This is a genomic window from Janthinobacterium tructae, assembly GCF_006517255.1.
GTDB lineage: Bacteria > Pseudomonadota > Gammaproteobacteria > Burkholderiales > Burkholderiaceae_D > Janthinobacterium > Janthinobacterium tructae.
In genome coordinates this window covers 3478204-3503358 of the sequence record NZ_CP041185.1, presented here as the reverse complement: position 1 = coordinate 3503358, position 25155 = coordinate 3478204, and the positions used below count along the sequence as shown (strand labels likewise).

25 protein-coding genes are annotated in these 25155 nt (G+C 62.1%); 11 read left to right on the top strand and 14 right to left on the bottom strand.

The window, feature by feature from the left end:
- Positions 1 to 7 precede the first annotated feature (7 nt).
- Together hutI and FJQ89_RS15320 are read left to right on the top strand one after the other, a co-directional pair.
- Positions 8 to 1234 carry an imidazolonepropionase gene (gene hutI, locus FJQ89_RS15325; protein ID WP_141170798.1) on the top strand — a complete coding sequence of 409 codons (1227 nt, stop codon included), beginning with the start codon at positions 8 to 10 and terminating at the stop codon, positions 1232 to 1234.
- A gap of 81 nt (positions 1235 to 1315) precedes the next feature.
- Complete coding sequence (locus tag FJQ89_RS15320; protein WP_168208576.1) at positions 1316 to 2761, top strand: glycine betaine ABC transporter substrate-binding protein; 1446 nt, start codon at positions 1316 to 1318, stop codon at positions 2759 to 2761.
- A gap of 11 nt (positions 2762 to 2772) precedes the next feature.
- Here FJQ89_RS15320 and FJQ89_RS15315 read toward each other — a convergent pair whose 3' ends face one another.
- Complete coding sequence (locus tag FJQ89_RS15315) at positions 2773 to 2952, bottom strand: hypothetical protein (RefSeq protein WP_034746290.1); 180 nt, start codon at positions 2950 to 2952, stop codon at positions 2773 to 2775.
- Between the two features lie 226 nt (positions 2953 to 3178).
- Here FJQ89_RS15315 and FJQ89_RS28070 point away from each other — a divergent pair, with 226 nt between their 5' ends.
- A complete protein-coding gene (locus tag FJQ89_RS28070) occupies positions 3179 to 3316 on the top strand; it encodes a hypothetical protein (RefSeq protein ID WP_168208460.1) in 138 nt (45 codons plus the stop codon).
- A gap of 307 nt (positions 3317 to 3623) precedes the next feature.
- On the opposite strand, the gene FJQ89_RS15310 is transcribed toward FJQ89_RS28070, so the two are convergent.
- The 4 genes from FJQ89_RS15310 to FJQ89_RS15295 form a co-directional block, all read right to left on the bottom strand.
- On the bottom strand, positions 3624 to 4130 hold the full coding sequence (locus FJQ89_RS15310) for a GNAT family N-acetyltransferase (protein ID WP_141170797.1): 507 nt from the start codon (positions 4128 to 4130) through the stop codon (positions 3624 to 3626).
- Complete coding sequence (locus FJQ89_RS15305; protein WP_141170796.1) at positions 4127 to 5071, bottom strand: DMT family transporter; 945 nt, start codon at positions 5069 to 5071, stop codon at positions 4127 to 4129. The genes FJQ89_RS15310 and FJQ89_RS15305 overlap by 4 nt, the downstream gene beginning before the upstream one ends.
- A 321-nt stretch (positions 5072 to 5392) precedes the next feature.
- Positions 5393 to 5842 (bottom strand): outer membrane lipoprotein, encoded by a 450-nt coding sequence (locus FJQ89_RS15300; protein WP_141170795.1) that lies wholly within the window; start codon positions 5840 to 5842, stop codon positions 5393 to 5395.
- Positions 5843 to 5992: 150 nt separating this feature from the next.
- Positions 5993 to 6421 carry an Mpo1 family 2-hydroxy fatty acid dioxygenase gene (locus tag FJQ89_RS15295; RefSeq protein WP_141170794.1) on the bottom strand — a complete coding sequence of 143 codons (429 nt, stop codon included), beginning with the start codon at positions 6419 to 6421 and terminating at the stop codon, positions 5993 to 5995.
- Positions 6422 to 6516: 95 nt separating this feature from the next.
- Here FJQ89_RS15295 and FJQ89_RS15290 point away from each other — a divergent pair, with 95 nt between their 5' ends.
- Positions 6517 to 7059, top strand: a complete 543-nt coding sequence (locus FJQ89_RS15290) for a DNA-deoxyinosine glycosylase (protein WP_141170793.1) — start codon at positions 6517 to 6519, stop codon at positions 7057 to 7059.
- Between the two features lie 14 nt (positions 7060 to 7073).
- On the opposite strand, the gene FJQ89_RS15285 is transcribed toward FJQ89_RS15290, so the two are convergent.
- Together FJQ89_RS15285 and FJQ89_RS15280 are read right to left on the bottom strand one after the other, a co-directional pair.
- Positions 7074 to 8282, bottom strand: coding sequence for a hypothetical protein (locus FJQ89_RS15285; RefSeq protein WP_141170792.1), 1209 nt, complete (start codon positions 8280 to 8282; stop codon positions 7074 to 7076).
- A gap of 106 nt (positions 8283 to 8388) precedes the next feature.
- The gene (locus tag FJQ89_RS15280; RefSeq protein ID WP_141170791.1) at positions 8389 to 9255 is read right to left on the bottom strand and encodes an HDOD domain-containing protein; all 867 of its coding nucleotides are present in this window, start codon (positions 9253 to 9255) and stop codon (positions 8389 to 8391) included.
- 291 nt (positions 9256 to 9546) lie between these two features.
- Between FJQ89_RS15280 and FJQ89_RS15275 the strand changes: the two genes are divergently transcribed.
- Entirely contained in the window at positions 9547 to 10125 is a 579-nt protein-coding gene (locus tag FJQ89_RS15275; RefSeq protein ID WP_141170790.1) for a DNA-3-methyladenine glycosylase, read from the top strand.
- Here FJQ89_RS15275 and FJQ89_RS15270 read toward each other — a convergent pair.
- Complete coding sequence (locus FJQ89_RS15270; RefSeq protein WP_141170789.1) at positions 10122 to 11816, bottom strand: methyl-accepting chemotaxis protein; 1695 nt, start codon at positions 11814 to 11816, stop codon at positions 10122 to 10124. The two genes, FJQ89_RS15275 and FJQ89_RS15270, sit on opposite strands and share 4 nt — an antisense overlap.
- Before the next feature lie 68 nt (positions 11817 to 11884).
- Positions 11885 to 12343 (bottom strand): cache domain-containing protein, encoded by a 459-nt coding sequence (locus FJQ89_RS15265; RefSeq protein WP_141170788.1) that lies wholly within the window; start codon positions 12341 to 12343, stop codon positions 11885 to 11887.
- A gap of 284 nt (positions 12344 to 12627) precedes the next feature.
- Here FJQ89_RS15265 and FJQ89_RS15260 point away from each other — a divergent pair, with 284 nt between their 5' ends.
- The 5 genes from FJQ89_RS15260 to FJQ89_RS15240 all read left to right on the top strand — a co-directional run bounded on the left by FJQ89_RS15260 (position 12628) and on the right by FJQ89_RS15240 (position 18364).
- The gene (locus FJQ89_RS15260) at positions 12628 to 13992 is read left to right on the top strand and encodes a KamA family radical SAM protein (protein ID WP_168208459.1); all 1365 of its coding nucleotides are present in this window, start codon (positions 12628 to 12630) and stop codon (positions 13990 to 13992) included.
- Positions 13993 to 13994: 2 nt separating this feature from the next.
- Positions 13995 to 15341: an MFS transporter gene (locus FJQ89_RS15255; RefSeq protein WP_168208458.1), complete on the top strand. Its 1347-nt coding sequence runs from the start codon at positions 13995 to 13997 to the stop codon at positions 15339 to 15341.
- The gene (locus FJQ89_RS15250; protein WP_096237933.1) at positions 15286 to 16134 is read left to right on the top strand and encodes a fumarylacetoacetate hydrolase family protein; all 849 of its coding nucleotides are present in this window, start codon (positions 15286 to 15288) and stop codon (positions 16132 to 16134) included. Before FJQ89_RS15255 ends, FJQ89_RS15250 begins: the two co-directional genes overlap by 56 nt.
- Positions 16134 to 16700, top strand: coding sequence for a carboxymuconolactone decarboxylase family protein (locus FJQ89_RS15245; protein WP_141170786.1), 567 nt, complete (start codon positions 16134 to 16136; stop codon positions 16698 to 16700). Before FJQ89_RS15250 ends, FJQ89_RS15245 begins: the two co-directional genes overlap by 1 nt.
- Positions 16701 to 16804: 104 nt before the next feature.
- Entirely contained in the window at positions 16805 to 18364 is a 1560-nt protein-coding gene (locus FJQ89_RS15240; RefSeq protein WP_243136066.1) for a S1C family serine protease, read from the top strand.
- 56 nt (positions 18365 to 18420) lie between these two features.
- Here the strand turns inward: FJQ89_RS15240 and FJQ89_RS15235 are convergent, their stop codons facing one another.
- The 3 genes from FJQ89_RS15235 to yjgA all read right to left on the bottom strand — a co-directional run bounded on the left by FJQ89_RS15235 (position 18421) and on the right by yjgA (position 20405).
- Positions 18421 to 19089 (bottom strand): alpha/beta hydrolase, encoded by a 669-nt coding sequence (locus FJQ89_RS15235; protein ID WP_141170785.1) that lies wholly within the window; start codon positions 19087 to 19089, stop codon positions 18421 to 18423.
- Entirely contained in the window at positions 19086 to 19715 is a 630-nt protein-coding gene (gene mog / locus FJQ89_RS15230) for a molybdopterin adenylyltransferase (RefSeq protein ID WP_141170784.1), read from the bottom strand. The genes FJQ89_RS15235 and mog overlap by 4 nt, the downstream gene beginning before the upstream one ends.
- A gap of 90 nt (positions 19716 to 19805) precedes the next feature.
- Positions 19806 to 20405 (bottom strand): ribosome biogenesis factor YjgA, encoded by a 600-nt coding sequence (gene yjgA, locus FJQ89_RS15225; RefSeq protein ID WP_034746337.1) that lies wholly within the window; start codon positions 20403 to 20405, stop codon positions 19806 to 19808.
- 92 nt (positions 20406 to 20497) lie between these two features.
- On the opposite strand from yjgA, the gene pmbA reads away from it, so the two are divergent.
- On the top strand, positions 20498 to 21850 hold the full coding sequence (pmbA, locus tag FJQ89_RS15220) for a metalloprotease PmbA (RefSeq protein WP_141170783.1): 1353 nt from the start codon (positions 20498 to 20500) through the stop codon (positions 21848 to 21850).
- Positions 21851 to 21911: 61 nt separating this feature from the next.
- Here the strand turns inward: pmbA and FJQ89_RS28615 are convergent, their stop codons facing one another.
- Positions 21912 to 23615 carry a methyl-accepting chemotaxis protein gene (locus FJQ89_RS28615; RefSeq protein ID WP_141170782.1) on the bottom strand — a complete coding sequence of 568 codons (1704 nt, stop codon included), beginning with the start codon at positions 23613 to 23615 and terminating at the stop codon, positions 21912 to 21914.
- Between the two features lie 400 nt (positions 23616 to 24015).
- The gene (locus FJQ89_RS15210; protein ID WP_141170781.1) at positions 24016 to 25140 is read right to left on the bottom strand and encodes a M14 family metallopeptidase; all 1125 of its coding nucleotides are present in this window, start codon (positions 25138 to 25140) and stop codon (positions 24016 to 24018) included.
- Between the last annotated feature and the right edge of the window lie 15 nt (positions 25141 to 25155).

Genomic DNA, 25155 nt, shown 5'->3' with positions numbered 1-25155 from the left:
GAAAACGATGCAAGACTGGGATATGGTCATCCACAACGTCCACCTGGCCACCATGGAGCACGGTTATGGCGAGCTGCTGGACGCGGCCATCGCCGTCAAGGATGGCCGCATCGCCTGGTTCGGCCCCGGCGACGAGCTGCCGGCCAGCAGCGCGGTGCTGCAGGATGGCCAGGGCTGCTGGCTGACGCCCGGCCTGATCGACTGCCATACGCATATCGTCCACGCGGGCAACCGCAGCGACGAATTCGAGGCGCGCCTGAATGGCGCCAGCTATGAAGACATCAGCCGCGCCGGCGGCGGCATCATGTCTACCGTGCGCGCCACGCGCGCGGCCAGCGACGACGAGTTGCTGCGGCAAAGCCTGCCCCGCGTGCTGGCGCTGCTGGCCGAGGGTGTGACCACCCTGGAGATCAAGTCCGGCTATGGCCTGGATACGGACAGCGAAGCGAAGATGCTGCGCGTGGCGCGCAGGATAGGCGAACAGCTGCCCGTATCCGTGCGCACCACCTTCCTCGGCGCGCATGCGCTGCCGCCCGAGTATGCGGGGCGTGCCGATGCGTATATCGAGCTGCTGTGCGCACAGATGCTGCCCCGGCTCGCCAGCGATGGCCTGGTCGACGCCGTCGACGCGTTCTGCGAGCGCATCGGCTTTACGCCGGCGCAAACCGAATTGGTGTTCGCGGCGGCGCATGCCTTGAACCTGCCCGTGAAACTGCATGCGGAGCAGCTGTCGGACCTGGGTGGCGCGGCCCTGGTGGCCAGTTACGGCGGCCTTTCGGCCGACCATCTGGAGTTCTTGTCGGAAGAGGGCATCGCCGCCATGGCGCAGCATGGCACGGTGGCCGTGCTGCTGCCGGGCGCGTATTATTTTTTGCGCGAAGTACGGCAACCTCCTGTCATCGCTTTGCGCGCGGCCGGCGTGCCGATGGCCGTTTCCACCGATTGCAATCCGGGCACCTCGCCCATGACGTCCTTGCTGCTGGCGATGAATATGGCGTGCACGCTGTGGCGCCTGACGCCGCAGGAAGCGCTGGCCGGTGCTACCTGCCATGCGGCGCGTGCGCTGGGCCTGCAGCATGAAACGGGCAGCCTGGTAGTGGGCAAGCGCGCCGATTTCGCCCTGTGGCGCATCGCGCGCCCGGCCGACCTGGCGTATGCGCTGGGCCTGAACCCTTGCGCGGGCGTGGTGCACGGCGGTGTCTGGCGCGCGCCGGTGGTAAGCTTGCCGGACTGATCACTCGTCCCGGAGCGCCGCGTGCGTGCTGCTTATTTGCCGTTTTACTTGCTGTTCTTGTTAGTCTTCGCCGCCGCGCCCATGTCCTCCCTTGCCATGGATGGCGGCACCCTGAAGGTGGGCTCGAAGCGTTTTACGGAATCGTATATTCTCGGTGAAATCGTCAAGCAGAGCGCCGCGCCGTACGTCAGGACGGAGCACCGCCAGGGACTGGGCAATACGGCCATCGTGCTCGCCGCGCTGCAGGCGGGCAGCATCGACGTGTATGCCGAATACATGGGCACCATCGCCAGCGAAATCCTCAAGCACGACAAAGCCATTGATCTGGAACAGATGCGGCGCGAACTGGCGGCGCTGGGGCTGGGCGTGGCCGTGCCGCTGGGCTTTAACAATACGTATGCGCTGGCCATGCGCGGGGATGAAAAATCCATCACGAGCCTGGGACAGCTGGCGCAGCACCCGGCCCTGACATTCGGCCTGTCGCATGAATTCATCGGCCGCGTCGATGGCTGGCCGGGGCTGGCCGCGCGCTATGGCTTGCCGCAGCGCCCGCGCGGACTCGATCACGGCATCGCCTATGAAGCGCTGGCGCAGCGCCAGGTGGACGTGATCGACATCTATTCGACGGATGCGAAGATCCGCCAGTACGGCTTGCGCGTGCTGGCCGACACGCAGCAGTATTTTCCCCGCTACGACGCCATGCTCCTGTACCGGCTCGACGTGCCGCCGCGTTTTCCCGCCGCCTGGCTGGCGCTGGAAGGGCTGCAGGGGCGCATCAGCGAAAGTGACATGATCGCCATGAATGCGGCCGTGGAAATCGATGGCAAGACTTTTTCCGACGTGGCGCGCCAGTGGCTGGCCTCCGGCACGCAGTCAGCCAAACCGGCCGCCGCGCGCAGCAAGCTGCTCGATAAAATCATCGGCGACGATTTGTGGACCCTGACGCGCCAGCACCTGACCCTGGTGCTGCTGTCGGTGGCGCTGGCGTGCCTGATCGGCATTCCGCTGGGCGTGCTGGCGGCGTTTTCGGCGCCGCTGCGACAAACGGTGCTGGCCTTCGTCGGCGTGCTGCAGACGGTGCCCTCGCTGGCCCTGCTGGCGATCTTGATCCCGGTGCTGGGCATGATCGGCACCGTGCCGGCCCTGGTGGCGCTATTCGTGTATGCCTTGCTGCCCATCGTGCGCAACACCTGCACGGGCATCTTGCAGGTGCCGCAAGGCTTGCGTATGGCGGCGCTGGCGCTGGGCTTGAACCGGCGCGACCGCCTGCTGCACGTGGACTTGCCGCTGGCCTTGCCCGTCATGCTGGCTGGCGTGAAAACGGCGGCCGTGATGAGCGTGGGCACGGCCACCATCGCCGCCTTCATCGGCGCGGGCGGCTATGGTGAACGCATCACCATCGGCCTGGCGCTGAACGACAACGACATGCTGCTGGCCGGCGCGATTCCCGCCGCCGTGCTGGCCCTGCTGACGCAAGGCTTGTTCGAGCTGGTGGAGCGCTGGGCCGTGGCCGGCCGGCAGCGCTGACGGCATCACGCTTACAGCGAGTGCAGTTTCGAGCGCACCGAGACGACGGCCTGGTGCAGGATGCGTTCGGCCTGGAAGTCGTTCTCTCGCTGTTCGGCGATGGCTTGCAAGTCGCGCGTGTAGCGTTCCAGGCGGGAACGCAGGTAGGCGCGGTAGATTTTCATGACGAGCGGTTTGGCAGAGACATTCATGATGTGGCTCCCGTATGCGATTCGTTCATTGATTCGTTCATTGTGTGTGAGCGCATTGCCGCCATTTTGCGTCGCATCAAACGCCAGCGCGCCGTCACGTTGACGCGTTTGATATTGCGCAATGCCCCACCAGCAGAAGATGCCACACTGAATCTTCCCTGCCTGGCCATCATCGGCCGCAGGCTCTGTTTTCCCTGATACCTACAAAAAACTCAAGGAGCGTCGCATGGTCATTTTTGCCGTGGTTGCTGGCTGCATCGCCTGCCTGACAGTGTACCAAATCTATACAAATGCGCAGGGTGGCAATGGGGTTGCGCAACAACATATCGGCTTGCATGGCACGTTGATTGAACCACGGAAATAATCAGTGTCATCCAAGCGACACTTGCTTAGTGGATTTAAGTCAAATGTAAGGCCCGGTAAGCAAATGTAAAGGTCGACGCGGTGGCAAGTCGTAGCGTTTATATTGATAACCGTTGATTGCATTCTCCCCCTCCCACTTGACAATGGGTTCTGCCCCGCGGTGCCGCTAGCCCGCGGGGATTTTTTTGGAACTTACTGCGCGGCGCGCCTTGCGCTCTGCGAGGCTCACTGCCTCGGCGGCCCCGTACTTGCGTACAGTTCCGCTTCTCGGCCACAAATCGCATCCGCTCGCTACAGTTCCCCCCCAATCAGGCCGCTTTCGGAGTGCCCGCCGACAATTGCGTCAAGGCATCACCAGCCACGCGGCAGATGCGCCAGTCCGGCATCACGTCCGCGCCCATGCCCTTGTAGAAGTTGATCGCGTTTTCATTCCAGTCCAGTACCGACCATTCGAAGCGGCCGCAATCGCGTTCGACGGCCAGTTGCGCCAGGGCCACCAGCATCTGCTTGCCATAGCCCTTGCCGCGCACCGATTGCTTCACATACAGGTCTTCCAGGTACAGTCCCTTGCGGCACAGGAAGGTGGAAAAATTATGGAAGAACAGGGCGAACGTCACCACCTCGCCATCCTCCTCGCCGACCAGCGCTTCGCACGCGGGGTGCTTGCCGAACAGGCTGTCGTGCAGCATGGATTCTTTGGCGATCATCATGTGTTCAAGTTTTTCAAACACGGCCAGTTCATGGATCATGCCGAAGATGGCGGCCACGTCGGTTTCCTGGGCGGGACGGATGGCGAGGGAGGAAGAGGTGCTCATGTTGCCTTTGCTGATGGAGTGGTGGAAAGGGAGGCGACGGCAGCTGTCTTGCGTGCGCCCGAGGTCAGGGCCCAGGCTACGCTGGACAGGCATAGCAGCATCCCCACCCATTCGATGGGGGCGGGCCGGTAATGTTCGAATTGCACCGACAGCAGCACGGAAATGACGGGCGTGACGACGCCGATGTACACGGTCTTTTGCGTGCCGATGCGGGCGATTAAAGTGAAATACGCACTGAAGGCGATCACCGAGCCGAAAATGGCCAGGTACACCAATCCCATCCAGTAACTGGGGCGCGCGGGCAACTGCCATGACTGGCCCGTGGCGATGGCCCAGGCGGCCACCATCAAGGTGCCCCACAGCATGGTCCAGGCCATGGTCAGCATCACGTTGCCCGAATGTTCGCGCACTTTCATGACGAGGGCATTGCCGGCCGTGCTGGAAATGGTGGCCACCAGGGCCAGCATGAAACCGAGCAGGAAGTGCCCCTTGCCGCCGCCGAGAATATCGTGCAGCGCCGCGCCGATGGACTGGTAAAACAGCAGCACGATGCCGCAGATGGCGACAAACGCCGCGCAGCAGGTGCTCCAGGTAATCGGCGTGCCGAAGGCGATGCGGTTGAGCAATGGCGTCCAGAACACCATCAGCGCAAACAGCACGCTGACGAGGGCCGAGACCAGGTATTGCTCCGAGCTGTAGGTGCACACATAGCTGAGGGCAAACGAGGCCAGGCCTTGCAGCAGCATCCATTTTTGCGCGCGCCAGGGCAGGCGCAAGCGGTCGCCGCGCAAGGCGCACCAGGCAAACAGGGTAGCGGACGCGAGGCCGAAGCGGTAGACCACGGAAACGGCGGGGGCGACATCGCCCAGCTGCAAGGTGATGGCCCAGAAGGTGGAGCCCCAGATCAGGCAGGCAATGATGAACAGGAGAGGAGAGGACATCGCGCAAGTATACGGGCATCGCGCGGGGATGGCGAGTCTTGGCCGAGCTTGCTCACAGAGCGGTCAGGAGACACCCGGGCATTGAGCCAGCGCAGTGCTTCTGGAAAATGTTGAATTTATGAAAATATTTACTTTATTATTAAGTAAATATTTTCTGAATTACATCTTGGAAGGAGGACCGCCATGCCAGCCTCACTGCAGATCAAAGTCTGGAGCGTGCTTGTGTATGTCGTCGTGACCGCTGTGATTGCCATCTGGCTGCACCCTTCTGCCTTGCTCGCTGCCGGCGCATTCGGCTGAGCGCATGTGCCGGCAAGCAGATCAGTGCGTGACGCGGGTCTTGCGGCCATCGGACAGCAGGCGCACGCGCTCGCCCGGGCGGAACAGTTCGTCCGCGTCCTGCACGATGGCGCGCATGTCGCCATTGTCCAGGCGCACGGTGATTTCCAGGCCGGGCTTGTTCGAGGCATTCGCTTCGATGCTCTTGCCGGCCATGCCGCCGGCAACCGCGCCGAGGATGCTGGCCGCGATGGCGCCCTTGCCGCCGCCGACTGCGGAACCGGCCACGCCGCCCAGTGCCGCACCAGCCAGCACGCCCGTGCCCGTTTCGCCCTTGTCGATGGTTACCTGGCGCACGGATTCAACCGTACCCAGGCGAACCGATTGTTCATTCTGCGCCTGGCGCGCGTTGTACACATTCGCCGAGTTCGGTTGTACGGCGCAGCCGGCCAGGGTGGCGAGCAATGCCACGGCAATAATTGGTGCTTTCATGTAGGACTCCCTTGGACAAAAGTTAGTTGCCGATTGCGTCGACCGGCAGTAAAGATGCTGACTTATCATAAGGACACTCGCCTCAGATAACTAGTTGCGAATAGTAAAAATCTGTTACCGGTTCCGCGTGACCAAGGGGCCACCTGCTGCTCAATACGCCAGCCGCAGGCGCCGGTATAAAAATCCCAGCACGAACAGCGGACCCACGAGCAAAAAGCGCACATCGTCGAGAAACGACGGTTTCTTGCCTTCGATCTGGTGGCCGATGAACTGGCCTATCCAGGCCAGCACGAACAGCGCCAGCGAGACGGGCAGGATGGTCAGCGCCGGCATGAGCAGCAGCAGGCCCAGCATGCTGGCCAGCATCGCCAGCATGCCCGCCGCAAACGGACGCGACAGCTTGTAATAATAGTATAAGGCGAGAATACTGGCGAGCAGCGCCACGCTGGGATGCGCGCTCCACAGCAGCCCCAGCAGACTGAAAACGATCAAGGGCACGCACACGATGTGCACCCATTCATTGACGTGGTTGCGATGGCTTTCGCCATACTGGGCCAGCAGGGTGTCGATGGTGCGCATGGGCAGTCTCTTGTAGAGCGAAGGTTATCCGGGAATTCTACACCGTCGCGTGGCCGGGTAAAATGGCCTTTCGCCTTCCCTTCCGGATATCTCAGTTGAATAGCCCAGCCTTCTTGCCAGACCATGCCGCAGATGCGCGCAAGCGCTGTTTCGATCCCGTCGTCGACGCCAATACGCGCTTGCTGATACTGGGCAGCCTGCCCGGCGAAAAATCGCTGGCGCACAGCCAGTACTATGCGCATCCGCAAAACAAATTCTGGATGCTGCTGGGCGAGGTGCTGGGCGTGGAGCTGAAGAGCCTGCCCTATGTAGAGCGTCTGGCAACCTTGCTGGCGCACGGCGTGGGCTTGTGGGACGTGGTGGCGCAGGCGCAGCGCACAGGCAGCCTGGACAGCAATATCCGCGCCCGCGACGACAATGACCTTGTGGCCCTGGCCGCCAGCCTGCCGCAGTTGCAGACGATCGCCTTCAATGGCGGCACGGCGGCGAAGCTGGGCATCAAGGTGCTGGGCGAGCATGCGCAGCGCTACCGCATCGTCAGCTTGCCGTCGAGCAGCCCGGCCTACACCTTGGCATATGCGCAGAAATTGCAGGCGTGGCTGTCGCTGCGTGGCCAACAGGAGCTGGCCGCGCGCTGATTACGTCGCCGGTGTTACGCCGGTGCGTACGGCTGCGCTTCCAGCGGTTGTCCCTTGGCATCGAATTTCAGCGCCACGGACAATTGCGTCACGCCGATGGTGGCCAGTGCATCGCAGATGTCGTCGACTTCGTCCTGCAGGTCGGCAGCCAGGTCGAGCGGCTTGTCGGCGCTGTGCAGCAGCTCGCCGCCCGCCGTGCTGACATTGACGCGCAACAGCATTTCGCCGTGCTCATCGGCCGGGCCGACGACCACCGAAACCTCCGCGGCATCCACGTTGTTTTCCGCCAATGCATGGTTGATGCCGGACATCATCTGCAGCATCGCATACTCGCTCATGCCTTGTTCCTTGCCACCGTGGAACAGATCCTGGTAGAGGAAGCTCACTTCCAGCGAACTGCCGACCGGCGCCAGGCAGCGTTTCACCAGGTCGCCCACTTCCGTCGTCCACTGCTGGTAGCGGGTCAGGCGCGCGTCGAACCAGGCGTCGAGTGCCGCTTCATCCTTCGGTTCCGCATAGAACGGGTCGTCCACGCGCTTGAGGGCAAAGCCCAGCAGGAAGCGCAGTTCGATGGCCGTGTCTTGCGGGCCGAACGCCGTTTCGCTCCAGCCGACGATGCTGCTTTCCAGGCCCGGCGTGGCGACGATTTTCTTGTCCGTCATCGACGAGTACGCATCGCGCACCATCTCATGCAGGTGGCTATAGGTGATGCGGTCGATTTCATCGAGGTCGTAGGCATGGCTCATCAAGACCACCTTGGCCTTGGCGCTTTCCAGTTCTGCCTGTTGGAAACTCTTCACCAACGCTTCGAAAGCGTCCTGGTCCTGGAAGCTGTCCGCCTCCTTCAGGCCGCCCGTGCTTTGCACCAGCAGCGGTACGACAAAGGCGTTGATTTCCATGGCCGGGGCATTTTCGCGGCGGATCACGGAAATCGAGGCCGCTTCCTCGATATGGCTGCGCAAATACTGGTAGGCACCCACGTCTTCGTACTTGGCGCGCTCGACGGCGTCGTACAGGATTTCATCCTTCTTTTGATTCAAGGCCTTGCGGATCAGGCGGCCGAACTCGACGGCTTGCTCGGCCAGCACCGTGCCCTGCGATTCGCTGTCTTCCTGCTCCGCCAGGTTCAGGGCCATCGTGCACAGCATGCGGGTGACGGACTCATCCTTGTCTTCAGGCGTGTTGGCGGATTTACGGGGAACAGGGCGCTTATTTTTGGGCATGGCGATCAACAGGTTAAGAAATACGGGTCAGGCAAACGGAAACGGGCGCCAGGGCTTGGCCAGGCGCCGGGACAGATCATACAGGCGGACGCGGCCGCCTGATACCTCAATGGTCGGTATCGAACATCTCGTGCAGCTCGTCGAGCAGGTCGGCGGCTTCTTCCTGCGACAGGCCGAGATGTTGACAGGCAAGGTCGCCGCCCTTGTCCCACTCCAGCGAGGTACTGTTGCCATGGTAGCGCTGAATGCCCTTTTCGGCCAGCAGCGACAGGGCGACGAGCGAGCGGATGGCGTCGTCCGTGGACGGGTCGGCCAGCACCGTGTAGTCGTGGTGGTGCAAAATCGCCCAGGAGACATCGGAGGACAGGCCCCAGTTGCGCGCCAGCAAGCAGCCGATGGCCGCGTGGTTGGTCTGGTGGCGCGCGTCTTCCAGGCGGGTAAAGCAATTGTGGGCATCGTTGGCCGCCGCTGCGTACGTCTTGACGTAGTCGGGGAAGCGGTTCATCAGCAAGGGCACGCCGATATCGCAGAACAGGCCGAAGGTGTGGGCGATGTCGGGCGGGGCGATGCGCAGCTTGCGCGAGGTAAATACCAGGGCGCGCGCACGCTTGGCCGATACATCCCAGAAGTTGGTCAGTTCCACGCCTTCCGCTTCCAGCGCCTGGCGCGCCAGCAAGCCCGTCATCATGGCGCTGCACTGGTTGATGCCGAGAAAGTTGATGCCTTGTTCGACCGATTTGGCCTTGCGCGCGGCGCCATAGAAGGGCGAGTTGGCCAGTTTCAGCAGGGCGCCGGACATGCCGACATCGTCGGCGATGATGCGCGCGATGCGCCGCGGCGACGGGTCCTGTTCTGCCAGTTCGCGCTGCAAGTCGACCAGCAGGCTGGGGCGCGGCGGGATACGGATGGAACGCATCAAGGCGTCAACCGGATCTTCCTGCACTACCTGCTTTTGCGTTGCCGCTCTCATCATCACGCCTTCATCATCATTTTTGTGTCCGGTGCTTATTCTGTCGCACGCTGCCCGCTGCCCGCTTCATGAGCGTCTGGCGCAGTGTCCGACGATTATCGCTGTTTATGCGTGGCAATAGTTCATCTCGACAATATATTCTGGAAAAAATCCCCATTTTGACCTTGTTCCGACGCTATTTTCCGCATTTTACGACGCTGTCCATCCCGGTCGCCGTGACCAAAAAATTAAGCTTTACTTGTTTTTAAGATGGGGCAAGACGTGCGCTGGGAAGCGCGGCAGTACAATTGCCGCATGAAAAAACTCCTGGCCGGTATCGATTTTGCGGACGATTCCAGCAGCGTGGCGCGCCAGCTGATCGGCGTGACCGTGCTGGTCGACGGCGTGGGCGGGCGCATCGTGGAAACGGAAGCGTATGACCGGCTGGACCCCGCTTCGCACACGTATGGCGGCATGACGCCGCGCAATGCGGCCATGTTCGGCCCGCCCGCGCACGCCTATGTCTACCGTTCCTATGGCATCCACTGGTGTTTGAATTTTGTCTGCCGCGAAGCGGGCCATGGGGCGGGCGTGCTGATTCGCGCCATCGAGCCGCTGGCGGGCATCGATGCCATGCGCGAGCGGCGCGGCGTCGAGGAACTGCGGCAGCTGTGTTCGGGGCCTGGCAAGGTATGCCAGGCGCTAGGCGTGAGCCACCTTCAGAATCGCCTGGCGCTCGATGCGCCACCGTTCACGCTGTTGGCCCGTGAGGAAGAGGTGATGGTGCAGGCGGGGCCGCGCATCGGCATTTCCAGGGCGATGGACACGCCGTGGCGCTTCGTGCTGGCCGGTTCGCCATATTTAAGCAAGCCCATGCGCGCGCCAGCCGCTTAGCTGCGCCGGCGCTGTGGCGTCGTGCTTGCGCCGCGCTGGGCAGACTTGCCGCGCAGCGGGCTGTGCAGTGCGCGCCGGTCCTGCTGAGCACTGGCCGGATGCTGGAATGCCTCCTCATCGGTGTGGCTGGCTGGCGCTGCCGGGCGCTCGTCCAGCGTGAACACGGCTACGGCCGCCGACAATTTGACGGCCTGGTCCTGCAAACTGGCCGCCGCTGCCGCTGCCTGTTCCACCAGGGCCGCATTTTGCTGGGTGACGTCATCCATTTGCGTGACGGCCTGGTTCACTTCCGTGATGCCCGAGGCCTGCTCGGCGCTGGCCTCTTTGACGCGCTGGATGATGGCATTGACTTGCTGCACCGAGGCCACGATGGCACCCATGCTGTCGCCCGCTTGCTGCACGGCCACGCTGCCGCCATCGATGGTAGTGACCGAGGTGGCGATCAGGGTCTTGATTTCCCTGGCCGCCTGCGCCGAGCGTTGCGCCAGGGTGCGCACTTCGGACGCCACCACGGCAAAGCCGCGGCCTTGCTCGCCCGCACGCGCCGCTTCCACTGCGGCGTTCAGCGCGAGGATATTGGTCTGAAAGGAAATACCATCGATCACGCCGATAATATCCACGATCTGGCGCGAATTGGCGCGTATCGTCGCCATCGTCGCCACCGCCTGCTGCATCGATGCACCGCCTTGCACGGCCAGGGTGGACGCTTGCCCGGCCAGCTCGCAGGCCAGCTGGGCGTTGTCGGCGTTGTCATTGACGGCTTGCGTCAGCGCTTCCATGGCGCTCGACGTTTCTTCCAGCGAACTGGCTTGCATTTCCGTGCGCGCCGACAGATCCAGATTGCCGGTGGCAATTTCGCGCGACGCCGTGTCGATCGATTGCACGGCGTCCATGATGGTGCGCAAGGTCTGGTTCAGGTGGGCGATGGTCTGGTCCAGCACGCGCGAGGTGGCGGCGATCTCGTCATTGCCTTGCTTGGGCGCACCGGCGATCAGCTTGCCCGCCGCCAGGTCTTGCACGGCGTCGGCGATGCCGCGGATTTCCACCAGCATGGCGCGCCGCACCAGCATGGTCACCACGATGGAGGCCAGGATGGAGAGCATGACGGTCAGCAGCAGGCTCCAGCCCAGGCTGCGAAACTCGGCGCTGGCCGTCGCATGGGCCTGGCTGCTGAGCGTCGTTTCCAGGGCCGACAACTGCGCCAGCTGCGTATTGAACTGGCCGAATTGCGTTTCTGCCTTGAGCATGGAATTGGTGGCGATCGACTGGTCCATCTGCGCCATTTCCATGGTTTCCAGCACGGCCTTGCGATAGCCGGCCAGGGCCGTGATGGCGGCATCGACCAGGTTGCGTTCGGCGCCCGTGGCCGTGGCGCGCAGCGTGGCCAGCTGGGTGCCGATGGCCGCGTGACGCGCCTTGATCTGTTGCTCCAGTGTATCGAGGCGAGCCTTGGCGAAGCTGCCATTCGTCCACGACAGCAACTGGTACATATTGCCGTGTACGTGCTTGGCCTCGCCGAGTATGTCGGCGGCCGCTTTCAGATGCGTGATGCGCACGCGTACCATGTTTTCCAGCGAGGCATTTTGCCGCACCATGCCATACCAGGCGCCGCTCGAGCTGAGTATCAGCAGCAGCAAGACCAGGGCGGGCGCCAGCAATAATTTTGGTCCGATGCGTAATTGATTGAGCATGCTTGACTCCTGGCTATGGCTGTTCCAACCGTAGGCGGCGCACAGCGTGCGTGTACGCCGCCGCTGCCTTATTTTTTGTAGATCCCCGCTTCCAGCACCACGTCGTTGACGCGCAGGATGTACGTGGTCTTCGGCTCGATCTTGCCGCTGCTGGGATTCTTGTACTGGTAGTCGACCCAGCCCTTGCCCTGCTTTTGCGCCAGCTCAATGATTTCACGGCGATATTTCTTGCCATTCGCATCAGGCACGTCCGTCAAATCCTTGCCCACGATGGAAGGATTGATGGGGTGGGCCAGTACGATGCCCGTCTTGATGTCACGCATATCCACATACAGCGAGCCCTGCACGAAGTCGGGGTCTTTCGCCGTGATTTTCTTCATCATTTCTTCCTTGCCATGCGCCTTCATGAAAGCGGCGCCCCGTTCGGCCATGGCGATGGCGTCTTTTTCCGTTGGTTCGACGGCGGCATTGACGCTGCCGCCGGCAAATGCCAGGCACAGCAGGCTACCCGTGAATAAGCGTTTCATGACAGCTCCTTGTGAGAATCGAGGGATGTATTGCCAAGCCGTAATTTACGTCGTCGACGGTCCCATCAAATTGCGATGGAACAAACTAAGGTGTTGCTTGTAGGCAGCGAACAACGTATCGGAATGCTTGTTGATGTGTAGCAATTTGGTTCCAGATGGCAAGAATTATGATGACTTTCACAGCGTGCCGAGCTGGCATGGCCCGTGGGGGAAAGAGGCTGGAATTGGCCGATATAGGGTCAATTTCATGAAAGTTATCGCTATTTATTGGCAAGGAGACTATCGTGTCCGCACTCATTACCGAGCCGTTTTCACCCAAGTTCAAGCCGTATACGCGGCAAACCATTCATCAGGCGCGGCAGTGGGAATGGCTGCCGGAAGAGCAACGTGTAGCCGTGCAAGTGGTGTCGCACGTCTTGCCGTTTCGCACCAATGCCTATGTGCTTGACCAGCTGATCGACTGGAACAATATTCCTGACGACCCCATCTACCGCCTCGTCTTTCCCCATCGCGACATGTTGCCGCCCGAGCAGTACGCGCACTTGCGCGACCTGGTGCTGGTGCAGCGTGACAAGGCGGCCATCGATGCCTATGTGCATGGCTTGCGCTTGGGCATGAATCCCCATCCGGCCGGGCAGATGACGCATAACGTGCCGAAAGTCAACGATGCACCCGTGCGCGGCTTGCAGCATAAATATGTGCAGACGGTGCTGTTTTTCCCCAGCGCGGGCCAGACGTGCCACGCGTATTGCACCTTCTGCTTCCGCTGGCCCCAGTTCGTCGGCATGGATGACATGAAGTTCGATGCGCGCGAGTCGCATGAGCTGGCCTCCTACCTGAAATTGCATCCGGAAGTGACGGATGTACTGATCACGGGCGGCGACCCGATGATCATGAACACGCGGCAACTGGCCGCCCACCTGGAGCCGCTGCTGGCGCCGGGCCTGGAACACATCCAGAATATCCGCATCGGCACCAAGGCGGTGGCGTATTGGCCGCAGCGTTTTGTCTCGGACCGCGATGCGGACGATTTGTTGCGCCTGTTCGAGCGCATCGTCAAGGCGGGCAAGAACCTGGCCGTGATGGGCCATTACAGCCATGCCGTCGAGTTGCGCCAGGATATCGCGCAGCAAGCGGTGAAACGCATCGTCTCCACGGGCGCCACCTTGCGCATGCAGGGGCCGCTGATCCGCCACATCAATGAAGACCCGGCTAGCTGGGCCGAGCTGTGGCAGACGGGCACGCGCCTGGGAGCGATTCCGTATTACATGTTTGTCGAACGGGACACGGGGCCGCGCGGCTATTTCGAGTTGCCCTTGGCGAAGGCACATGAAATCTTCCAGGCCGCCTACCAGAGGGTGTCCGGCCTGTCGCGCACGGTGCGCGGGCCCTCCATGAGCGCGTTCCCCGGCAAGATCGTCATCGATGGCATCGTCACCATCAATGGCGAAAAACTGTTTGCCCTGCAATTTTTGCAGGCGCGCAACCCGGACTGGGTGCGCCGGCCGTTTTATGCGCAGTTCGATGCGGAAGCGACGTGGATGGACGATTTAAAGCCCGCATTCGGCCACGATAAATTTTTCTTTGAAACGGATGAACCTGTGCCGCAGGTGCCGCATAAAATCATCCGCCTGGCACAGGCCGCCTGAGCATGCACGGCGCCGGCGCCTCTTCGCGTTCCGGCGTAGCCGTGTTTTGCCTGGTGTTCCTGCCGTTCGCGCTCGGGCATTACCTGTCGTGCCTGCTGCGCGGCGTGAATGCCGTGCTGACGGCGGAATTGCTGGGCGCCATCGTCCTGACGCCAGCGCAGCTGGGCCTGCTGACCAGCGCCTTTTTTCTCGCCTTTGCGCTGGTGCAACTGCCGATCGGCATGGCGCTCGACCGTTACGGCCCCCGCACGGTGCAACTGTGGCTGCTGGCGCTGGCGGCCCTGGGTGTGTGGCTGTTCAGCCGGGGCCACAGCTTTGCCGAGCTGATGTGGGCGCGCGCGCTGATGGGGGCAGGCCTGGGCGGCTGTTTCATGGCCGCCGTGAAAGCGATCTCGTGCGCCATTGTGCCCGCGCGCCTGCCTTCCGTGCATGGCTACCTGATCGCCGTGGGCGGCCTGGGCGCGGCCACGGCCACCATGCCCGTCAAGCTGGCCCTGCACTACACGGACTGGCGCGGCGTGTTCCTGGGCCTGGCGCTGGCGGCGCTGGCCATCGGCGTGCTGATCCGCCTGCTGTCGCCGGCCATGCCCGCACCCGCCACGGCGCACCCGGTGAGCAAGGTCAGTGTCTGGCGCGTGTATCGCGATCCCGGCTTTCGCCGCACCATCGCGCTGATCTTGCTGCCGCACACGGTGTTCTTTGGCGTGCAGGGCTTGTGGGTGGGGCGCTGGCTGGCCGACGTGGGTGGCTTGTCCGATGACAATGTCGCGTATCTGCTGTACCTGGGCATGGCGGCCGTCATCTTCGGCGCCATCGGCATGGGCATGCTGACGGAGTGGGCGGGGCGGCGCGGCATTGCCCCCATGCAAGTGGCGGCCGCCGGCATCATCCTGTTTGTTGCCGTGCAAGTGGCAATGGCGTGTAACGTCGTGCCCAGCCTGCCCATGCTGTCCGTGCTGTTTGCCATGCTGGGCACGGTGACGGGCCTCGAGTATGCGATCGTCGCGCAAAGCATGCCAGCCAGCCTGACGGGCAGGGCGGCCACCTGTTTGAATCTGCTCATTTTCACGGGCGCCTTTCTGGTGCAGGCGGGCTTTGGCCTGATCCTCGGCTGCTGGCCCCTGAACAGCTTGCAGCAGTACCCGCCGCAAGCGTACCAGGTGGCGTTTGGCGTGCTGGCGGCCTTGCAACTGCCGGGACTTGCGATGTTTTTCGTTCACCGCTACAGGCGCGCCGGGCCATCCGGTAAAATGGCGGCCTGCACAGCGGCAATGATCAACTCCAAGGAAGACTATGAAACTCGTTCGTTATGGACGTCCAGGCAAGGAAAAACCGGGCCTGATCGATGAAGAAGGCAAACTGCGCGACCTGTCCGGCGTGATTGCCGATATTGACGGCGCACAACTGTCCGACAAGGCCCTGCGCAAGCTGGCCAAGCTCGACGAAAAGACGCTGCCCCTGGTGCGCGGCAATCCCCGCTTCGGCGTGCCGCTGGCGAAAGTCGGCAAATTCATCGGCATCGGCCTCAATTACGCGGACCACGCGGCCGAATCGGGCATGCCGATTCCCGCCGAACCCATCGTCTTCATGAAGGCGATCACTTGCCTGAATGGCCCGGACGACAATGTCGTGTTGCCGAAAGGCTCGAAAAAGACGGACTGGGAAGTGGAGCTGGGCGTCGTCATCGGCACGCGCGCACAGTACGTGAGCGAAGAGGACGCGCTGAAATACGTGGCCGGCTATTGCGTCGTCAACGATATTTCCGAGCGCTCGTTCCAGCTGGAACGGGGCGGTCAATGGGATAAAGGCAAGGGCTGCGACACCTTCGGCCCCATCGGCCCGTGGCTGGTGACGCGCGATGAAGTCATCGACGAGCAAGACCTGGACCTGTACCTGGAAGTCAATGGCAAGCGCATGCAGACCGGCAACACGCAAACCATGATCTTCACGGTGGCGCAGATCGTCAGCTACCTGTCGCAATTCATGACCCTGGAACCGGGCGACGTCATCGCCACGGGCACGCCACCGGGCGTGGGCCAGGGCCGCAAGCCGCAGCGTTTCCTCAAAAAAGGCGACAGCATGCGCCTGGGCATCCCCGGCCTCGGTGAACAGCAGCAGGACGTGGTCGCCTGGACTGCCTGATGGCAGGGGGCGATATCGACCGTTTGCCCGCGCTGCCGCTGGAGCGGCTCGACGCCCAGCAGCGTGCTGCCGCGCAAGCCATCATCGATGGTCCGCGCGGCGCCCTGTACGGCCCCTTCGTTCCGCTGATCCGCAGCCCGGAGCTGATGGAAACGGCGCAGCGCATGGGAGAATACTTGCGCTACCGCAGCGCCATCGGCACGCGCCTGTCGGAACTGGCGATCCTGGTGACGGCGCGCCAGTGGGACCAGCAGGTCGAGTGGGCCATCCACGCACCGCTGGCCGTGCAGAACGGCATCGCGCAGGCGGCCGTGGACGCCATCGCGGCGCGGCGCGCACCGCTTGTCCTGAAGGACGATGAGCAAGCCGTGCATGACTTTTGCATCGAGTTGCAGCAGAACAAGCGCGTCAACGATGCCACGTATGCGCGCGCGCTGGCGCTGTTCGGCGAGCACGGCGTGGTCGACTTGATGGGCATCAATGGCTACTACACTTTCCTGGCCATGGTCATGAACGGGGCGCAGACGGCCGTGCCGGCCTTGGGCGTGGCGCCCTTGCCCGCCTGATGAGAGGAGTTTAGAGGAGTTCTTCGGCAAAGATGGACAAAGTGTAATGAAGTTGAAATTATTCAATATATAATTTTGCTTCCCTTCCATTGCCAACAAGCTCAATGAAAACTCGTCCGTGCTTCACCCTGATGGGCCGCGCCTTCCTGGTGCTGGCCCTTTCTTTTTCCCCCTTGATGATGGTGCGCGCGCTGGCCGCCGAGACCGCCGCTAGCGCTAGCCCCAGCGCTTCCGCCCTGGAAAATTCCGTCGTCAAGGTGTTTTCCACCCTGCGCGGACCGGACCCCTATAAACCATGGAGCAAGGCCGCGCCGCAAGAGGTGACGGGTTCCGGCGTCGTCATCGAAGGCCGCCGCATCCTCACCAATGCGCACGTGGTCGGCTATGCCAGCCAGGTGCAGATCCAGGCCAATGGCGCGGGCGACAAGATACCGGCGACCGTGCTGGCCATCTCGCGCGGCATGGACCTGGCCTTGCTGAAGATCGACGATGACAGTTTTTTCGCCAGCCATAAAGCGGTGCCGCGCGCCAATGTCTTGCCAGACGTGCGCGATGCCGTGCTGGCGTATGGCTATCCGACGGGCGGCACCTCGCTATCGATCACCAAGGGCATCGTCTCGCGCATCGAATTCGTGCGCTACAACTTCCCCGTGTCCGGCTTGCGCATCCAGACCGATGCGGCCATCAACCCGGGCAATAGCGGCGGCCCCGTGATTGCGGGCGAGAAGATGATCGGCCTGGCCTTTGCCGGCATGCTCAATGCGCAAAACATCGGCTACATCATCCCCAACGAGGAAATCGAGCTATTCCTGCGCGACCAGGAAAGTGGCGCGCCCCAGGGCAAGCCGGCCATGCGCGACGTGACGCAAACGCTGGAAAATCCCGCGCTGCGCACCTACCTGAAGCTGGCCAAGGGCGTCGAGGGCGCCGTCGTGATGACGCCAGCCAGCAAGGATGCCGCCTATCCGCTCAAGGAGTGGGACGTCATCACGCATATCGGCGATTTTCCTATCGACAACCAGGGCATGGTCAAGCTGAATGCCAACAGCCGCGTGCGCTTCCAGTACCGGGTGCAGCAGCTGGCGAAAGATGGCGAATTGCCGTTGACGGTGGTGCGCCAGGGCGCGCCCCTGAAAATCAAGGTGCCCGTCTCGGCGGCGCATCCGATGCTCATTGCCGGCCTGCAGGGCAATTACCCATCCTATTTCATTTTCGGCCCGATGGTGTTTTCGCGCGCCAGCACGGAATTCATGGCCGCGCCAAATAGCAACCCGGCAATGTTGGGCGGCATGAGTTTTGCCGGCAACCCGCTGGCCACGCGGCGCGGCGATGCGCCCGATAGCGAGCGCGAAGAACTGGTGGTGATCGCCGCCCCGTTCTTCCCGCACAAGCTGATGAATGGCTACAGTACCCGGTTCTTCTCGGTCGTCGATTCCGTCAATGGCGTGCGCGTGCGCAGCCTGGCGCACCTGGTGGCCTTGCTGCGCGACCAGACCGATGAGCTGCTGACGTTCCGCTTCCAGCAGCGCGATGCGGAAATGGTGGTCGTGCCGCGCAAGGACATGCTGGCAGCGACGGAATCGGTGCTGACGGACAACGGCATCCGCTCGGAAGCGTCGCCCGATATGTTGAAAATATGGAATGCAAAAACGCCGGCGAACTGATCGTTCCCGGCGTTCCGTATGACAGCAGGCGCGGCGCACACCGCGCCTGTTTTATTTCAAGCCAGTACTTTTTTCAGCCACGCGCCGATGGCGTCGATCTCTTCCTGGCACAGCGAGTGCTGCATCATGTACTCGTGCCATTCCACCTTGTAACCCATGCCGGTGAGCAAGTCGCGCGACTGCTGGGCGCGAGCGATCGGCACCACGGGGTCGGCCGTGCCGTGCGCCATGAAGATCGGTGTGTCCAGGCTGGCCGGCGTGCGCTCGGCTGCCGTCTTGTCGGCCAGCGGCAGGTAGCCGGACAGGCACATCAGGCCGGCCAGCGGTTCCGCATGGCGCAAGCCCGTTTGCAGGGTCATGGCGCAGCCTTGCGAGAAGCCAGCCAGGATGATGCGGCTGGCGGGAATGCCGCGCGCCTTTTCGCGCGCGATCAGCGCCTCAATTTGGGCTTGCGAGGCGCGCAAGCCGCTTTCATCTTCGCGGCGCACCAGGTCATTTTCGCGGATGTCGTACCAGGCGCGCATCACGTAGCCGTTGTTGATGGTGACGGGCATGGTGCCGGCGCTGGGGAAAATGAAGCGGATGGCGGGGCAGCCGCGCAGGTCGAGTTCCTTCACCAGGGGCACGAAGTCGTTGCCGTCGGCGCCCAGGCCGTGCATCCAGATGATGGAAACGGTGGGGTTCGGTGCGCTGTCGAGTTGTATGGTTTCCAGCAAGGTGCTCATGTATTTTCCTCAGGTAGGGGTTGTGCCGGACGCAGCGCCGATTTGGGACGGAATGCCTTGCAGATGGCCGGGTCGGTTTCCATGTAGGGACCGCCGATGAGATCGATGCAATATGGTACGGCGGCAAAGATGCCGTTGACCAGTTGCACGCCATCGGCATCTTTCAAGCCTTCCAGTGTTTCCTTGATGGCTTTCGGCTGGCCCGGCAAGTTCATGATCAGGCAAGCGCGCTCGGGCGTCTCGCGGATCACGGCGACCTGGCGCGACAAAATCGCCGTCGGCACGAATTGCAGGCTGATCTGGCGCATCTGTTCGCCGAAACCGGGCATTTCCTTGGTCCCGACGCTGAGCGTGGCGTCCGGCGTCACATCGCGCCGCGCCGGGCCCGTGCCGCCCGTCGTCAGGATCAAATGGCAGTGGCTCAGATCGACCATGTCGATCAGGGTGTTTTCAATCTGCGAGCGCTCGTCCGGGATCAGGCGTTTTTCCAGGCGAAACGGCGTGCGGATGGCGGCGGACAGCCAGCTTTCCAGCGCAGGGATGCCCAGGTCTTCATACACGCCGCCGCTGGCGCGGTCCGAGATCGACACGAGGCCGATAATCAATTCGTCTTCTATCGTGGTCATGCGGCACCTGTCTATGTCGTAAAAAAACCGGGCTGATCCCGGTTTTTAGCTACTTTCGGGGGCAGACCCGCCGGGTCTGACCCCAGTTTTTTACTCGTCGTCTTCGCCTTCAACGTCATCTTCGTCGGCATCTTTCTTGCCGCCGTTTTTCTTCTTGGCGATCTCTTTCAAGATCTGGAAGATTTCACGGTAGGCTTTTGGCGGCTTGTTCTCGGCCTGCTCCTTGCGGGCATTGCGGATCAGGGTGCGCAGATGCTGCACGTCCAGTTCCGGGTTTTCCGACAGCAAGACGGTCAGCGCCTTGTCGTCCGTCAAGAGTTTGTCGCGGCGGCGTTCCATCGCGTGCATATTGGCCGTGTCGGCTTTCGACAAGCCTTTCCAGCTATCGATGGTGCGTTGGATGGCGGCAACTTCTTCTTCATCCAGGGTGCGCATTTTCTTGCCCACGTACTGCAGCTGGCGGCGGCGGCCTTCGTGATCCTTGATTTGCTGGCATTCGAGAATGGCGTCGCGCACGTCTTCCGGCATCGGGACGCGCTTGACGCGGTCGCGTGCTTCATTGACGAGTTCTTCGCCCAGCTTTTGCAGGACGGTCATCTGGCGCTTGAGTTCCGACTTCGACGGACGTTCATATTCCTGTTCGAATTCGGTGGATTGGAAGCCGCAAGCTCCCCGGTTTGGATTTGGCATGATAAGGCGGGATTGGCCGCGTAGGCCGCACCTGTAAACTGTAAACGACTGCTATGATACCCTTTTTAGCGGCTTTCCGAAGAAAACAGCGCATGAACGACTCCGTATTTACCCATAGTCAAGAGCAATTGCAGCAACTGGCCCGTGATGTGTTGTCTTTTGCGCGGGAAGCGGGCGGCACCGACGCAGCCGTTGAAGTCAGCGAGGGCGGTGGCCTGTCCGTTTCTGTACGAAAAGGCAAGATCGAGACGATCGAGCAAAACAAGGACAAGGGCATGGGGGTGACCGTGTTTGTCGGCAAGAAGCGCGGCAATGCCAGCACTTCCGATTTCTCGCCATCGGCCCTGCGCGCCACGGTGGACGCCGCCTACAACATCGCCCGTTTCACGGCCGAGGACGATTGCGCGGGCCTGGCCGACGCGGACATGCTGGAAATGTCCCCCCGCGACTTGCAACTGTTCTATCCCTGGCTGATTTCCGCCGAGGAAGCCGTCGTGCTGGCCCAGCGGGCCGAAGCGGCCGCGTTTGCCGTCGACCCGCGCATCACGAACAGCGAAGGCGCGGGCGTGCACGTGCAGCAATCGCACTTTGTTTCCGCCAATTCGCGCGGCTTCATCGGCGGCTACCCATTCTCTCGCCACACCCTGTCCGTGGCGCCCATCGCCGGCAAGGGCGCGAAGATGCAGCGCGACGACTGGTATTCGTCCGTGCGCGACGCCGCCAAAATGTCGAGTCCGGAAGTCATCGGCCGCTACGCCGCCGAACGCGCCCTGTCGCGCCTGAACGCGCGCAAGCTGGGCACGCGCACCTGTCCGGTGCTGTTCGAGGCGCCGCTGGCGGCCGGTTTGCTGGGTACCTATGTGCAAGCGACCTCGGGTGGCGCCCTGTACCGCAAGTCCACGTTCCTGAACGATTCCCTGGGTACGCAAGTGCTGCCGTCGCACGTGCAGATCTTTGAAGATCCGCACGTGATCGGCGGCGTCGGTTCCGCGCCGTTCGACGAAGAAGGCGTGAAAACCGTCAGCCGCGACGTCGTCAAGGATGGCGTGGTGCAAGGCTATTTCCTGTCGACTTACACGGCCCGCAAGCTGGGCATGCAGACGACGGGCAACGCGGGCGGCTCGCACAATCTGTACCTGACGTCCAGCCAGACGGCCGCCACCGATGATTTCGTTGCCATGCTGAAAAAGCTGGGCACGGGCTTGCTGGTGACGGAACTGATGGGGCAAGGAACCAATTACGTGACGGGCGACTATTCGCGCGGCGCCTCCGGTTTCTGGGTAGAAAACGGCGTGATCCAGTACCCGGTGGAAGAAATCACCATCGCCGGCAACATGAAAGACATGCTGCGCAACATCGTCGCCGTGGGCGCCGACGTGCTGCGCCGCGGTACCAAAGAGACCGGTTCCATCCTCATCGAGAGCATGGTGGTGGCGGGCGGCTGAGGCGCAGGCCTGTGGCGTGCGCCCGCTGCAAGCTGCTCGATGCCTTGCGGCAGGGGGTGCCTCAGTACTCTTCCCACTCGGTCTCGGCGACTGCGGCCTGTGCGACCACCTTGTCTGCTTTCCTGGCGGGTGTGGCAGCGGCCTTGGCCGTGACGCGTGGTGCGGCGGCAGGTTTCGCAGGCGCGCGGATGGCTGGAACCGTAACCGGTGGCAGCGCTTGCGTGCCGTCGAGCTTGAACACGCTGACGGCTTCGGCCAGGATGCCGGCCTGATCCTGCAACGCTTCGGACGCGGCTGCCGCTTCTTCCACGAGGGCGGCATTTTGCTGTGTCACGGCATCCATTTCCGTGATGGCCTGGTTGATCTGTTCAATCCCCGCTTCCTGCTCGTTGCTGGCGGACGTGATCTCGGCCATGATGTCCGTGACGCGCCGCACGCTGCTGACGATCTCTTGCATGGTGCTACCGGCCTGGTTCACCAGGTTGCTGCCGAGATTGACCTGCTGCACGGAGTCGTCGATGAGGATCTTGATTTCCTTGGCGGCGGCGGCGGAGCGGTGAGCCAGGTTGCGCACCTCCGTGGCCACCACGGCAAAGCCGCGGCCCTGTTCGCCCGCCCTGGCCGCTTCCACGGCCGCATTCAGAGCCAGGATATTGGTCTGGAAGGCAATGCCGTCGATGACGCCGATGATGTCGACGATTTTCTTCGACGAGGCATTGATCGTATCCATGGTCGTGATGACTTCCGCCACCACCTGGCCGCCCTTGCTGGCCACGCTGGAGGCCGATTGCGCCATCTGATTGGCCTGGCGTGCGTTTTCGCCATTTTGCTTGACGGTCGACGTCAGTTCTTCCATCGACGATGCCGTTTCTTCCAGCGAGCTGGCTTGTTGTTCCGTCCGCGAGGACAAGTCCATATTGCCGGAGGCGATTTCACGCGAACCATGGGCGATGGCATCCGTGCCATGACGCACGCGGGCCACGATGCCTTGCAGATTGTCGTTCATTTCTTTCAGGGCACGCAGCAGCAGGCCCGTTTCATCGGTGCCGCGCGCGTCGATGCTGCCCGACAGGTCGCCGGATGCCACGCGTTGCGCCACTTTGACAGCTTCGCCTATGGGCCGGCTGATGGAGCGGCTGATCAGAACGGCCAGGACGATGGCAATGAGCGTCGCGGCGATAGACAGGGACAGGGTCAGGATGATGGCCAGACGCCCGTCGGCGAGGGCTTGCTTGCCTTCGGCTGCCATCAGCGATTCCTGGAAGCCGGCCATGGCCGCCAGCGCCGTCAAGACTTTTTCTTGAGGATAACGCAGCTGCGTCAGCAGGAAGATGCCGGCCGTTTCAGCTTTCCCCTCTTGCAACAGTTTGATATTCGCATCGCGCGTCCTGGTAAAGCTTTCGCGGCTGGTCGTCACGGCCTGGAACAGTTCCTGGCCCTTGGGCGTGTTGATCATGGTTTTCAGGCGCGCCAGCAGTTCCGTATTCTTTTTTACCGATGCCTGAATCTTGGTCACGGCACTACTGACCTCGTCTGGATCGTTGGCGCCGATGATGGCATTGCCCAGCAGGCGGGCCTGGATATTGATCTCGGACTGGATGGTATTCGACAGCATGACCTTGACATAGCGGTCATTGAGGATTTTATCCGTCGATGCATTGATGTTGCGGATGCGGCTCACGGAAACAAATGCCACCATGGCAAGCAGGACAATGATCAGGCCGAAACTCAAGGCCAGGCGGGTACTGATTTTAAGCTTGGACATAGGTAATCCATCCTCGGCGACATGCGGGAAGCGCCCGGCAGCATGTGTACACGCACCAGGCAGAGAGCCAGATGCGCTGCGGCACGATGCCGATGCGGTCGTTTTTCTTACTGAGAGCTAGCTCGGCAGGTATGGGGCCGTGATACCAAGGGCAATGTCGTGCATTCGCATTCGCATTCCGGATCGCCGGCGAGGTCGTGCGGGCCTGGCCGGCGGTATTCTTGCTGGGCCGCGCAGCGTGGCACGGCCCGATTCTGTTGTTTAGTGTAGGACGTTAATTTCTGCTAAGCAAGATATTCTGAAAAAAAATCGCTCGTCCAGCAACGCTTGCCGTGCGGGCATAAAAAATGCCCCGGCGTGCGGGGCATGGGGCTCACGCGGGCCGGTCCGGCCCTGATGCTCAGGCGCGCAAGGTGGACAGGATAGGCTGCAGTACGGCCGCGCCCAGGGCAGCGCTGCGGGCGCCGCTCCAGCCCGTTTGTGGGTCGGGATCGTTGGCATTGTCCTTGAACGGCAGTTCCAAGGTCAGTGCCAGGCAGCCGAAGGCATGCGTGATATGAGGCGAACCCATGGTCAGTACCTCCGGCGTGAACGGGCCGTCTTCATAGCCGTGCTCATCCTGGAAATCGGGGCTGGCCACCTTGAAGTCGGCGATGAAGCGGTCTTGCTCGGCCTTTTGTGCCGGCGTGAAATTTTCCAGCGCATCGCTGCCGGCCACGAACACATAAGGCAGACCTTCGTCGCCATGGACGTCGAGGAACAGGTCGCAGCCGATTTCATGCATTTTCTGTTTCACCAGGAATACTTCCGGGCTGCGTTCCATGGTCGGCGTCATCCATTCACGGTTCAGGTTGGCGCCGGCCGCGTTGGTGCGCAGGTTGCCATGCACGGAACCGTCCGGGTTCATGTTTGGCACCACGTAGAAGACAGCGTCTTGCAGGCACTGGCGGGCAAACGGGTTGGCCTGGTCCAGCAAGGCTTCGAGCATGCCCTCGACAAACCATTCCGCCATCGTTTCACCGGGATGCTGGCGCGCGATGACCCAGACTTTTTTCTCGGCATCGGCGTCACCGACCACCAGCAGATTCATGTCGCGTCCTTCCACCGTGCTGCCCAAGTCGATCAGGCGCACCAGCGGCGACGCTTGCGCGCTGTCGATCAGGGCCAGATGGCGATCCCATGGGTACGGTTCGAAGTAGGCGTAGTACACGCTTTCTTCTTCCGGCGTATGGTTGATCGTCATCACCGTGCCGTCGAAGCTGGTTGGCACGCGGAACCAGGTTTCGCGGTCATAGCTGGCGACAGCCTGGTAGTCTTTCCAGCCGTCCGGGTAGGCCGACTTGCCTGCATTCATGAAGCGGATCGTGCACGCCTCGCCTTGCGCGCCTTGCAGGCGGAAATAAAACCACTGCGTGATGTCGGCGTGGGAATCCTTGCGGATGTTCAGCTCGATGGATTGGGCATCGTCGGCGCGCAGCACCTCGATCGCGCCGGCGTCGAATTGCTGGCTGATTTTAATGGTCATGAGTGTTCCTGATAA